This window comes from Ruminococcus flavefaciens (assembly GCF_900108555.1).
Taxonomy (GTDB): domain Bacteria; phylum Bacillota; class Clostridia; order Oscillospirales; family Ruminococcaceae; genus Ruminococcus; species Ruminococcus flavefaciens_P.
The window spans coordinates 554,441-566,902 of record NZ_FNWV01000001.1; the positions used below are offsets into that span (position 1 = coordinate 554,441).

The window sequence follows — 12,462 nt, forward strand, 5'->3', positions numbered from 1 at the left end:
GTATGCCTGAGGGCGGTAATGTGTTACAACTCATAATTTAACAGCTTTGCCGTTAAATCCAATTCGTAATTCATAATTCGTAATGCGTAATTAATTGTGTCGGCTTACGCCGACAGATCAAAGAATTATTTTGATCCCGTCCGCCGAATGGCGGACACCAATAATTACGAATTACGCATTAAGCATTAAGCATTATAGATCATAATTTAGCTAAGCTAATATTATGATCTAAGAAATCACTGAATGTTTCCGACATTTCATCGGGTATGAAAGCGTACATCATGTGCCCTTTATCGGACAGATGTACCTCTCCGCCGCATTTTTCGGCGTAGTCCATACCCACCTGTCTCCACGACACATTTTTTGCCAAAGTTTTCATATCACTTATGTAAAAGCAGCACGGACATTTCAGAACGCCTGTATTTTCGGCTTTCTGCGCATTTTCTGTCATGTGCATAGCTTCGTCGGTAAATTCGGGGTTAGCGATGTTCTTATAGAACATTTCCCTGTATATCTTCTTTTCCTCGTCATTAAGCTCGCTGCCGCTGAGAAGTCCCGAAACATTTTCAAGCTTGTTTTTAAACAGCTTTGTGATAAAACCGCCTTTAGCCACTTTTTGCAGCAGCTTCTGCTGCTTCTTTACCATGCCGCAGCGTTTTTCCTCGCTAACTTCTTTAGCCTGCAATACTGCCATAGTCGGTATGCCCATGTCCATGCTAAGTACAGCCTTAACTTCATCTGGATAGGTATTTGCCCAGTATACAGCCTCAAATCCCGAATAGGAATGTGCTGCGAGAACATACGGCGGCTCAATACCTGCTTTGAGAAGTGCCTCTCTGTCCTCGCTGACAAGGTTTTCGATAGTTCTCGGAGTTTTCGCACTGTCGCTGAAGCCGTAGCCTGCCTTTTCAATGACAGCAATGCGGTACTTCTTTGACATTCTGCGATATATCGGCTTATACTCAAACACAGGACAGGTAACGCCATTGCCCGCCATAAAAACTATGGTAACATCGCCGCTCCCCTCGCTGTACACATTGAGCTTTACGCCGTTTACTTCGACTTTTTCACCTGTGTTCATTTTTTGCTCTTTTCAATGAGTTTATCTACTACTGCAAGTATTCTGTCATTTGTATCCGCAAGGTGGAGCTTTGCAGCACTTTCGGACATTGACTTTACCTTCGCGCTGTCGCCGTAAAGCTTTTCTATCTCGGCTATCATGCGCTCATTTGTAACGTCCTTCTGCTCGATTACTACTGCCGCACCTGCATTGCCGAGAACCATTGCATTGTGGTACTGATGATTTCCCGCAACTATAGGCGAGGGTATCAGTATCGAAGCCTTTCCTGCTGCTTCAAGCTCAGCAAGTGTGGACGCACCCGAACGGCATATAACAAGGTCAGCCGCAGCAAGACAAACGTCCATATCATTTATATACTCGGTGATGCGAAGTCTGTCATTTTTGAGAGGTATGCCTGCTGCCTCCATAGCCTGTGGGAAAGAATCCTTTCCCATGCCGCCGTAGCCGTGGATATGATTGATGTCAAGTCCCTTGCCTACGTGCCACTTGATGACTTCTGTCATAGTCTCGTTTATACAGCCTGCACCGAGACTGCCGCCGAATGAAAGGATAGTGAAGCTGTCGTCCATGCCCAGCTTCTTTCGCGCTTCCTCGCGGCTCATTGTATTTATATTGCTTCTTACGGGAAGTCCCGTAACGCTGTACTCGAATTTGCTCTTGTCCATGAATTTAAGAGCTTCCTTGACAGTGAGCATAACATAGTCCACTTCCTTGGAAAGAAGCTTGTTTGTTACGCCCGGGTAAGCATTCTGCTCATGGATAGCCGTAGGTATGCCCATTCTTGCAGCCTTCCTGATAACAGGACCTGCTGCATAACCGCCTGTACCTATGGCGATATCGGGCTTGAAGCCCTCTATTATCTGCTTTGCCCTCCTGCCCGAGGTGACAAGATAAGCTACAGCCTTTGCATTTCTTCCGATATTTTCAAGGGATATCTTTCTCTGAAATCCTGCGACCTTGATTGTCTCAAGTCTGTATCCTGCTTTCGGGACAAGCTTTGACTCCATACCCTTAGGAGTTCCTGCAAAGAGGAATTCCGTATCGGGATATTTCTTCTTTATTATATCAGCTATTGCAAGTCCCGGATTTATATGACCGCCTGTTCCGCCGCAGGCAATGAGTACTCTCATGTTCATGCTCCTTTTAACTCAGCTTGTTCTTCTTTGACAGCTTTTTTCTTCTTTTTCGGTTTAGGCTTTTCGTCGGGATAATACCTGTGCTGAGATATATTCAGCATTATTCCCATTTCCGCCAGCTGCATAATAAGCGCAGTACCGCCGTAGCTGAAGAACGGAAGGCTGATACCCGTATTAGGTATAAGGTTGCTTACAACCGCTAAGTTGAGAACAGTCTGTATACCTATCTGTGTTGTGATACCAACAGCGATGAGCATACCAAATCTGTCCTTGCAGCGAACTGCAATGGAAAAGCCTTCTATAATAAGAAGGAAAAATACTATTATAATTGCAAGTGCTCCCACGAAACCGAGTTCCTCGCATACGATAGGGAAAACGAAGTCGTTTTTTGTCTCAGGGAGATAGAGGTACTTCTGACGTGAGTTTCCGAGACCGAGTCCGAAAAGTCCGCCTGAACCGATAGCGATTATGGAGTTTGCATTCTGCCATGTGTCGCCGAGCTTATCTGCAAAGGGATCTCTCCACGCTCTTAATCTGACGTTTACGTAACTGTCAGGTACCTGTGCCTGCCATGAGATATAAGCTATGGCAAGACCGAGAGCAGCTGCTCCGAAAGCGAGGAAGTGCTTTTTGTTTACACCGCCGCAAAGTATCATAGCTATAGCGATAGTGCTGATAAGAATGATACCTGAGATGTGCTTCTCAGCGGCTATGAGGACTACATAGACTCCGAGAATAACAGCGTACTTTACTATACCTGTTTTGAGGTCGTTCATCTTATCGCCGTCGCGCTCCATATTATAGGCAAAGAAGATGATAAGCGCAAGCTTCGCCACCTCTGAGGGCTGCAAGTTCAGCGGACCGATGTCGATCCAACGTTTTGCGCCCATTGAACCGCCTTCATCGTTACCGAAAATAAGTACGGCTATGAGAAGTATGATTCCCGCGAAATACAAAAGGCTTGCTATGTTGAATTTTTTAAGCACAGGGAGCTTTAAATTCTTTAAGTTATGATAATCCATCTTCATAAAGAAGATCATTGCGACAAAGCCTACTATGGCATTTTTCGCCTGTTTTTTTGCATAGTAAAGACCATCACCGCCGTGCTCGCTGTATGCCCACGCATAGCTTGCTGAGGACATCATTACGATACCGACAACAAGCAGTATCATAACGTATGCAAAGAACGAAAGGCTCAGGTCTCCTTTTCTTCCTCCCGAAAAGACATTCGGGAGCGAAACGCGCTTTTTCTTTTCAGTTTTGCTTGCTGCCATTTTTCCTCCTTAAAGTAGTGACTATAGCTGCCGTTAGTTAAGTGCCAGCAGAGTAATTATGCCCAATACTCCGAAAATCATGCCGAAAAGTGAAAAAGATATGACTATCTTGTATTCGCTGAATCCGCTCATTTCAAAGTGGTGGTGGATAGGAGTCATTTTGAATATACGTCTGCCCTCTCCGTATTTCTTCTTGGTGTACTTGAAGTAGGTTACCTGTATCATTACGGAAAGTGCTTCAAGGATATACACAAGAGCAACGAGGATAAGCAGCAGGTGCTTGTGGAGGATAAGTCCCACACCTGTTACGGCTGCACCGAGGAACATCGAGCCTGTATCGCCCATGAAGCATTTTGCAGGATTTAAGTTCCACAGCAAAAATCCGAGACAGCCGCCTGCAAGTGCCATAGTGAAGCAGGTCATCTCGTCTTTTTTGAGGATAGTGCAGCATACTGTGAATATGAGCATAGCCACAAATGTAACAGAGCCGCAAAGTCCGTCAACGCCGTCTGTGAGGTTTACCGCATTTGTAAGGTAAATTATCACAGCCATCATAAGTATATAATAGAATATTCCCAGTGAAGGAGACTTCCAGAAACCGAGGTCTATACGTGTCTCACCGTCACCGAAGAAGTGTATCACTGCAAGAAAGCCTACAGAGAATACAAGCTGCAAAGCTATTTTCTGCCACGGAGTAAGACCGTCATTTTTCTTTCTGGCAACCTTTGTGTAGTCGTCGATAAAACCGATGATACCGAATGCTGCGGAGAAAAGTATACAGCCCAGCATAAGATAGAACGGATAAAAGCTCTTTTTATCGGTAGTATCTATGCCCACTTTCCACCTGTATATCCAATAGCCTGCAATAGCAGTCAGCACAGTGGATATGATGAACATGAAACCGCCCATTGTGGGAGTTCCCTGCTTTTTCGCGTGCCACTTAGGTCCGTCAACAGTTTTTATGGGCTGACCGAATTTTATCTTATGCAGGAAAGGTACAAGGAATATACCCGAAACTCCTGCTATCACGAATGAAAGAAGTGCTGTGACAAGATTAATTATCCAGAAAGACATTTTAAAATAACAACTCCAGTTTTTTATTTATCGAGCAGTTTAAGACCTTCTGCAACCACTTCACGCTCGTCAAAGTGGATATGCTCCATGCCTGCAAGTATCTGATAATCCTCATGTCCCTTGCCGGCAAGTACTATTATATCACCTTTATCAGCAATTTTCAAGGCATGATATATAGCTTCACGTCTGTCGGTGACAACATCATAGTTCACCGTCATACCTTCGATGCCTGCAAGTATATCCTTTATGATAGCCTCAGGCTCTTCATTTCGCGGATTATCCGATGTTATTATGAGCTTGTCGGCGTATTTTGCCGCAGCTTTTGCCATTTTCGGACGCTTTGCCGCATCGCGGTTTCCGCCGCAGCCGAACAGGCATATAAGGTCGTTTTCGGTGTACTCCTTGACGCTTCTGAGGATATTCTCGATAGCATCGGGAGTATGTGCGTAATCGCAGATAACTGTGAAGTCACGCCCAGTAGGTATTACCTCACAGCGTCCCTTTACACCGTTGTATTCCCCAATTGCAGGGATTATATTGTCAATGCTGATACCTGCTTCAAGACATACCGCTATAGCAGCTGTGATATTTGAAACATTAAAAAGTCCCGGCATTCTTGTTTTTATAAGGTGTGATTTATCGCCGCAGCAGAACCAGAAGCTTGAACCTGTAGACTTTATCTTAATGCCGTCGGCATAGATGTCTGCATTTTCCTTTACGCTGAAGCTGAGTTTTCTGCACTTGACTTCACCGAAAAGTCTCTTTCCGTAGTCATCATCTGCATTTATAACAGCTGTATCACAGATATCGAAGAGCATTTTCTTTGCCTGATAATAGTCCTCCATATCCTTGTGATAGTCAAGATGATCCTGAGTAAGATTTGTGAATACCGCAGTTTCAAAGTGAGATGAGCCTATCCTGTACTGACAAAGACCGAACGAAGAAACCTCCATTACAACATACTCGCAGCCTGCATCAGCCATTTTTGCAAGGAGCTGCATGAAATCGTATGCCATAGGTGTAGTGTTGTCGGTATGGATCACTTCATCGCCTATCTCGTTCTGTATAGTTCCCACAAGACCTGTCTTGTGACCGTTTTTCATAAGGATATGCTTGATAACATTAGTTATAGTGGTCTTACCGTTAGTACCCGTAACGCCTATCATTTTCATTTTTCGCTCGGGGTGTCCGAACCATGCCGAACATATCTGACCGTAAAGCTTACGGGAATTATCCGTGATTATCTGCTTGTCGCCAAGTCCCAGATCACGTTCGCACACAACAGCCGCCGCGCCCTTTTCCAGCATCTCCGCAGCTGCCGTATGACCGTCGAAGCTTCCGCCCTTTACGCAGACAAAGAGGCTTCCCTCAGTTACCTTGCGTGTATCGTCGGTCACGGAACTTATTTCGGTATCGCCTATAGCTGTCACGGCGTTATTTTCAATAAGATCGCATAATTTCATTTCGTCTGCCTCCTGTCTTTTTCTTTGGGCATCATCAGTCGTTGAACGACTGTGCCTGGAATTCAAGTTCTATAGTAGTACCTTTAGCTACAACTGAATACGGATCTATGCTCTGACTCTTGACCGTTGCTCCCTCCTGCGTTGCAAGAGAGTTCTTCGCAACATAGTTAAGACCGAGTGCGCTAAGCACCTCGTTGGCAAGCTCAGGGCTATAATACGAAAGATCAGGCACGGTTACAGGCTCATAGGTATTTCCCTTTTCGGTATAAAGGTAGATACAGCCGTCCTTTGATATAGATGTTCCTGTTATAGGAGACTGCTCAACTACTTCGATACCGTTGCCTATCTTTTCATATTTTACGGTGCCGCCGCCAAGTCCCTGTATAGTCTTTATTGCATCATCTATAGATGCGCCCTTGAGGAGCGGTACCTTTACATTAAGGTTTTTAAGCTCAGTCTCATCATACTCAGGGCTCTTGTCAAGGTATCTGAGTACGTCTGTGAGGATATCCTGTGCGCATGGAACTGCACATTTGCTTCCGTAATACTGATTGTTAGCCTTATCAGGCATATCAGCCAATACAAGGAGTATCAGTTCGGGATCATCGGAAGGAGTAAAGCATAAATACGAAGCACCGTATTCATTAAGATTTTCGTCTTCCTTGCCGTATTCCTGAGCAACATTCTGTTTTATGGCACTGAAACGCTGTGAAGTACCCGATTTACCGCCAATTGAAAAGCCCATTATATCAACGTTGCCTTCTATATTGCCTATAACGACATTTCTCAGTGCATCTGCCATTGTTTTCGAGGACTCTTCCGATATTACCTGTCTTCTTACAGTTCTTTCGTTATTCAGAACGATGTTTCCGTCCTGATCTACTACCTTGTCAACAACATAGGGCTGAAGCAGATATCCACCGTTTACGACTGCACTGCAAGCGGTGATAAGCTCTAAAGGTGTAACTGTTTCACACTGTCCGAATGAAGCTTCGGCAAGGTCGATATTTATCATTTTTTCAAGAGTCGGAAGATCACCGCTTGCTTCATATGGAAGATCGATGCCTGTTGGTTCTCTGAAACCGAAAGCATCGAAGTAATACTGGAACTTCTCCATGCCGAGAGCCTGACCCAAAGCCATGAAAGCAGGGTTGCAGGACTTTGTAAGTGCCTCCTGGAACGACACGGGTCCGTGTCCGCCTGTGTCTACACTATGACAGGCGATCGGAAGCTTACGGTCGCCGTCCTGAAAATACTCTACGCCGTTGCAAACATGAGACCATGTATCGAAATCTATAGCTTTTTCTTCAACTACAGAGGCAGCTGTTATTATTTTGAATACCGAACCCGGCTCGTAACGCTCACTGATACACTTGTTGTTCCACTGACGCTCACGGGCTTCGGGAGTACATTCTTCAATATCCTTTTCTGTAGGATTTTCTATCTCTTTATCATATAATACTCTTTTGAGCAGCATATCGCTTGAAAGCTCGGTAGGATCGTTAAGATCAAAGCTTGGATATGTAGCCATACCCAGTATAGCACCCGTTTTCGGGTTCATCATTATAGCACATGATCTGTTCTTTACATCATGCTCCTCAGTCATCTCTTTGAGATGCTTTTCAAGGATATACTGTATTTCTCTGTCGATAGTAAGGTATACATCATCGCCGTCCTTAGGCTCAAAGGTCTTGGAGTATCTGTAGGGAAGCTCCTTACCGTTAGAGTCTTTGGCAGAAACAGTTCTTCCGTCAACGCCTGACAGGTACTTATTGTAATATGACTCTACACCGTATGCTATGTTTCCTCTGGTAAAGCCTATTACAGAGGCAGCAAGGTCATTCTGAGGATAGTAACGCTTTGTATCCTCGACACTTCCTACGGAAACAAAGCCCATATCATAGAAATAATCCAGTATCTCGTCAGCAACAGCCTTTTCCGTCTGGACCTTGAGCTCAGAGTATCTGCCTTCTGCGTCCATAGCTGTTTTGACTTTCTCAGCTGTTACATTCAGTTTCAGCGCAATAAAAGCGGCTGCCTTGTTCTTGAACTCCTCAGCAGACTCGGGAAGAACATTTATCTCCTGACCGTTCTCATCATACTCAGGAGTATATGTACCGTTTGCTTTATCTTCATTTCTCTTGTTTATGCGCTTCTGAAGACTTTCAAGGTCCTCTTTAAAGGCAGCAGGATCAATGAAGATCTTGTATACAGTCGCACTCTTTGCGAGAGTTATGCCCTTTGAATCATATATAGTACCTCTGTGTGCAGAGATGCTTATCGAACCGAAATGCTGGTCATTTGCCATATCCTGATACTTCTTGTTGTTAAGAACGGATATTTTGAAGAAGTTAGCTGCAACAGCTCCGAAAAGCAGACTGAAAGCAGCTGTCATAACTATTTTCGACCTGAAACGCATAGAGTTCGACGGATTTGTATTTATCACAGCAGAATTCTTCCTTTCCGCGAAAAATCGACTATAAATAAATAAGGCAGGGTTTTTGTGTGCCCCGCCCGTGAACATCTTTATTTCTTTTTTGGGATGTCCTTTTGTTTTGATACGACGAAGGATTTATCGCTATTCAAGCGTGGGACTGCCGCCCCCGGGCTCTCTTTCTCTCTAAGAGCCCAGGAACTGCAATTCCGATATTCCGATCACCCGCTGTATCTCCGTGTTCTACATATAACTTCGGCTTTTTATATTTTTATCGCCGATAGTGCTCATTAATTATACAGGCAGTCCTTGTGTTATATTTATATTGGACTTACCCTCTGAAATATTCCACGCATTTATCGAAAAAGGATTTTATTTTCGCTATCACACCTTTTTCCTGCTCCGGAATAGTCACGACATCACCTGTCTGTATCTTGATGTACTTTATCTGAGTAGAATCTATCTTCTGCATCTTCAGAACATTTTCCGCATATTCTTCTATATTCTTAGCGGACATCTTACTATCAAGTTCAGACTGGAGTCTTACATTTTCGGCTTCGGCTTCATCGAGCTTCTCGTTCATAGCGGATACCTTGTTGTACATGGTGTTCCGCTTGTCAAGCGAATAGATAACCGAGCCAAGCAGTGCGGCAGCCAGCAGCGATACGAATATTATCATAAGGACCGAACCGCTTTGAGCTTCGTTCTTTCTGATCTGTATCTCAGGCTTCTGCTCAGTATCCATCTTTACTGCGTCGTCCATATCGGTTGTCTCGTCCGAGTCGGCATCGTCGTAGCTTTCGTCGTTATAATAGCGTACAGTGTTTTCAGCCATTGCTTTCCGCACTCCTTTCTATTATTCTGAGCTTTGCGCTTCTGCTTCTGTTGTTTCTTTCGAGTTCCTTTTCTTTAGCCTCTAATGGCTTTCTGTTCACAAGTTTTCCCTGCGGCTTGTGTCCGCATACACATTGTGGGAAGTCAGGTGGACAAATGCAACCTCTGCACCATTCCGCAAATTTCTTTTTTACTATTCTGTCTTCAAGGGAATGGAAGGTTATAACTGCGAGCCGTCCGCCCGGTCTCAGGCTGTGGAATGCGTCCTCAAGCCCTTTTTCGAGGTGCTCGAATTCTCCGTTGACAGCGATCCTTATTGCCTGAAAGGTTTTTTTACAAGGGTTTTTATCACGCCTTGCCTTCTGAGGAACACTTTCTCTTATTATATCTGCAAGCTGTAATGTAGTCTCTATAGGAGCATTTTCTCTTGCTCTGATTATATTCGCAGCTATTTTTCGCGAGAATTTTTCTTCTCCGTACTCGAATATTATCCTTGCAAGCTCTGACTCGGAATAGGTATTGACAACATCTGCTGCACTCATACCCTCCTTGCTCATTCGCATATCGAGCGGAGCATCAGAGTGATAAGAGAAGCCTCTGCTTCCCTCGTCCAGCTGAAATGACGAAACGCCAAGATCCATAAGGATACCGTCGGCATAGTCTATATCAAGTTCATCGAGGACCGCCCTTATCTCCGAGTAGTTCCTGTGGAACACTCTGGCATTGCGAAACACCGACAGCCTTTCCGTTGCAACAGCAACTGCGTCGGGATCTCTGTCAAGAGCGATAAGTCTGCCCTTTTCATTCAGTCGGGCAGCGATTGCAGAGGAGTGACCAGCACCGCCTGCGGTACCGTCTACATAGATACCGTCGGGACGAATGTCAAGTCCTTCGATACATTCCTCAAGCATAACAGGTATGTGGCTGAATTCCATTAAACAAAACTCTCCTTAATCCGACAAAGTTCGGAAAACGAATACAAAAACGTTCGTATCAGAGGACAAGATCAGCAAGAACGTTGTTGATCTCTTCCTGAGAGATATTATTGTTGAATTCTTCCCACTTGGACTTGTTCCAAATCTCGGCTCTTCTGTTTGCACCGATAACAACGACTTCATCGGTGATGCCTGCATGATCTCTGAGCTGCTGTGTGATAAAGATACGTCCCTGTTTATCGGGGACCTGTTTATCAGCACCTGCAAGGAGCTTACGTCTTATGTCAGCACCCTGCTTGCCCGGGATCGAGTTAAGAGTCTCACAATAGTCCTGAAATGCCTCAGGTGAATATACGGCGATATAAGAGTCATCATGTCCCTGACAGAGAAAAAACTCAGGTCCGAGGATCTCACGCAGCTTTGTCGGGAAGCTCATACGGCCCTTCTGATCTATACTTGGGTAATAGGTACCACATAACAGATCTGCCATTTGAACTTCGCCTCGCTTTCGTACAACCTCTTAGGATCAGATCACCCTAATTTGGAAAATTTCACATCCAATCACCTTTTTTCACCCTAAACATATTTTATCATTAATTGGGTAGAAATTCAAGATGGAATATCTCACAAGTATAAACCCTAAAATCGGCTATTTTTTGTCGATTTTGTTTAAAGTTTAACTTACGGTTGCTTTAAAACGAAACAAACGTTTTTATATTCGTTAAATATTTTGTTTTGTTTTCACCTTTTTTCACCTTTTCGGGTAATTTTAAGGATTTTTTCACCACTCGGCTTCACCTTTTATCACCCAAAAAGAAATAATAAGTCTCCGAATATAAAATGCCGTAACACTTAGTATATCCAAAGACTTATTACTTTTGTTCTTAATCAGGCTGTTTTACGCCTTTTATCAATCATGTGTATATGTAAGATTGAATTTTGATGATTTAAGTCCCATCATCATTGAGAACGGATAGCCCTTTGCAGTAGTCTGTCCGTCGATATTTACATCTGTTACATAACCTGTCTCTTCAGAGTATACAGGCTGTATCCAGTTGTCGGGATCGTCGGAAAGTGTGATGTGGTAAGCTGTTTCCAGCTTCTTCTTCACCTCTGCGGCGTCCATATATTTTACTGTACCCCAGTGCGGATCAAACGCAGCATCATACTCGCTCGGTACGCTTCTCAGGTACGGGTAGTCTGCATAGAATACTTCATAGCAGTTTGCCGAACAGCCTCCGCTTGAAGCAGAGAATACTGTAAGAGCATAATTATCATCATAATAAAGAGCTTCGCCAAGTACTTCCTGACAAGCGTCAATAACTACCTGCGGCGGATTCGGCTTACCTCTTAGGTCTCTTGAATCGTCACCGTTATACTTTAAATAAGTATATACAGCAACTGCCTGAGCCTTGATAGCTTCGTAAGAGAAGCTTCCGCCGACCTCGCGGTTAACTATCTCGGATACGACCTTCAGGGTATCACCTGCGGGTTCGTGAGCGATAGTAAGCTCTTCGTCATCTGTCATTCCTGTATTCATCAGGTATGTTCCGGGATAATAGTGGAACAGGATATCCTGATAAGTCCAGCCCGCATAAGCGGCATAGAAATTAGCACCGTTCTGGCTCATGCCAACGCCGTGTCCCCAACCGTATGTAACGAATGCGAACTGTCCCGGCTGAGCGTCTATTGTAGGTCCTGGCTGAGAATCAGGGATATCACCCACAAATGCTCCCGAAGTTTTTATCTCGACAGCAGTCGGAGTTTTGCTCCTGCTCTTTGCAGAGTTCTTGGACAAGGTAGGAGTTCCCTTTTTCAGAGCACTCTTCTTCTTTTCCACTTCTTCCTCACGAGCCTTGCGCTCTTCCTCGGAAAGGCCTGCATAAGGATCGACAGCTTCGCCTACTTTAGCCATTTCAGGTGTTGCAAGCTCATAGCTTATAAGCGTGAGGCTTGAGTCATAATCGCTGATATCAGCTTTTTCCCAATCCTCAGGCATCTTCTGTTTTGGTTCTGCGATCTCCGCAGCTAATTCAGAAGCTGCTTCCGTAACAGCATCTGCTGCATCACTTACCTCTTCGGCAGTCACCGAAGTTTTCACTTCAGTTTCGGCACTTTCAGCGGTAGTCATACTTGTTGTCCCCGCGAATACTATTACTCCCGAGGCTGCAGCTGCTGCTCGTTTAAGCATTTTCTGCATTTTCATAACAATCTCCTTTAAATTATAAAGT

At 44.4% G+C, this 12,462-nt stretch carries 10 protein-coding genes; all 10 read right to left on the reverse strand.

All coding sequences use genetic code 11. The annotated features are described in order from the left end of the window. Positions 1-199: 199 nt before the first annotated feature. Positions 200-1,081 carry an alpha/beta hydrolase gene (locus BLW60_RS02360; protein ID WP_074714283.1) on the reverse strand — a complete coding sequence of 294 codons (882 nt, stop codon included), beginning with the start codon at positions 1,079-1,081 and terminating at the stop codon, positions 200-202. Continuing rightward, the gene (murG, locus tag BLW60_RS02365) at positions 1,078-2,211 is read right to left on the reverse strand and encodes an undecaprenyldiphospho-muramoylpentapeptide beta-N-acetylglucosaminyltransferase (RefSeq protein WP_074714284.1); all 1,134 of its coding nucleotides are present in this window, start codon (positions 2,209-2,211) and stop codon (positions 1,078-1,080) included. Before murG ends, BLW60_RS02360 begins: the two co-directional genes overlap by 4 nt. A 2-nt stretch (positions 2,212-2,213) precedes the next feature. Continuing rightward, positions 2,214-3,491, reverse strand: a complete 1,278-nt coding sequence (locus BLW60_RS02370) for an FtsW/RodA/SpoVE family cell cycle protein (RefSeq protein WP_074714285.1) — start codon at positions 3,489-3,491, stop codon at positions 2,214-2,216. Positions 3,492-3,524: 33 nt separating this feature from the next. Then, the gene (gene mraY, locus BLW60_RS02375; RefSeq protein WP_081348080.1) at positions 3,525-4,565 is read right to left on the reverse strand and encodes a phospho-N-acetylmuramoyl-pentapeptide-transferase; all 1,041 of its coding nucleotides are present in this window, start codon (positions 4,563-4,565) and stop codon (positions 3,525-3,527) included. A gap of 23 nt (positions 4,566-4,588) precedes the next feature. Then, on the reverse strand, positions 4,589-6,028 hold the full coding sequence (locus BLW60_RS02380) for a UDP-N-acetylmuramoyl-L-alanyl-D-glutamate--2,6-diaminopimelate ligase (protein ID WP_074714286.1): 1,440 nt from the start codon (positions 6,026-6,028) through the stop codon (positions 4,589-4,591). A 34-nt stretch (positions 6,029-6,062) separates the two neighbouring features. Beyond that, entirely contained in the window at positions 6,063-8,474 is a 2,412-nt protein-coding gene (locus BLW60_RS02385) for a penicillin-binding transpeptidase domain-containing protein (protein WP_242872813.1), read from the reverse strand. 319 nt (positions 8,475-8,793) lie between these two features. Next, positions 8,794-9,297 (reverse strand): cell division protein FtsL, encoded by a 504-nt coding sequence (locus tag BLW60_RS02390; RefSeq protein WP_074714288.1) that lies wholly within the window; start codon positions 9,295-9,297, stop codon positions 8,794-8,796. Further along, positions 9,290-10,231, reverse strand: coding sequence for a 16S rRNA (cytosine(1402)-N(4))-methyltransferase RsmH (rsmH, locus tag BLW60_RS02395; protein ID WP_074714289.1), 942 nt, complete (start codon positions 10,229-10,231; stop codon positions 9,290-9,292). Before rsmH ends, BLW60_RS02390 begins: the two co-directional genes overlap by 8 nt. Positions 10,232-10,289: 58 nt before the next feature. Beyond that, a complete protein-coding gene (locus BLW60_RS02400) occupies positions 10,290-10,721 on the reverse strand; it encodes a division/cell wall cluster transcriptional repressor MraZ (protein WP_074714290.1) in 432 nt (143 codons plus the stop codon). Between the two features lie 420 nt (positions 10,722-11,141). Next, a complete protein-coding gene (locus BLW60_RS17370; protein WP_074714291.1) occupies positions 11,142-12,437 on the reverse strand; it encodes a SpoIID/LytB domain-containing protein in 1,296 nt (431 codons plus the stop codon). Positions 12,438-12,462: the final 25 nt, after the last annotated feature.

Excerpts from the sequence above, each read along its gene's own strand:
- BLW60_RS17370 (WP_074714291.1), bottom strand. The coding sequence starts at position 12,437 with ATGAAAATGCAGAAAATGCTTAAACGAGCAGCAGCTGCAGCCTCGGGA.
- BLW60_RS02370 (WP_074714285.1), bottom strand. The coding sequence starts at position 3,491 with ATGGCAGCAAGCAAAACTGAAAAGAAAAAGCGCGTTTCGCTCCCGAAT.
- BLW60_RS02360 (WP_074714283.1), bottom strand. The coding sequence starts at position 1,081 with ATGAACACAGGTGAAAAAGTCGAAGTAAACGGCGTAAAGCTCAATGTG.
- rsmH (WP_074714289.1), bottom strand. The coding sequence starts at position 10,231 with ATGGAATTCAGCCACATACCTGTTATGCTTGAGGAATGTATCGAAGGA.
- BLW60_RS02380 (WP_074714286.1), bottom strand. The coding sequence starts at position 6,028 with ATGAAATTATGCGATCTTATTGAAAATAACGCCGTGACAGCTATAGGC.
- mraY (WP_081348080.1), bottom strand. The coding sequence starts at position 4,565 with ATGTCTTTCTGGATAATTAATCTTGTCACAGCACTTCTTTCATTCGTG.
- BLW60_RS02400 (WP_074714290.1), bottom strand. The coding sequence starts at position 10,721 with ATGGCAGATCTGTTATGTGGTACCTATTACCCAAGTATAGATCAGAAG.
- BLW60_RS02390 (WP_074714288.1), bottom strand. The coding sequence starts at position 9,297 with ATGGCTGAAAACACTGTACGCTATTATAACGACGAAAGCTACGACGAT.
- murG (WP_074714284.1), bottom strand. The coding sequence starts at position 2,211 with ATGAGAGTACTCATTGCCTGCGGCGGAACAGGCGGTCATATAAATCCG.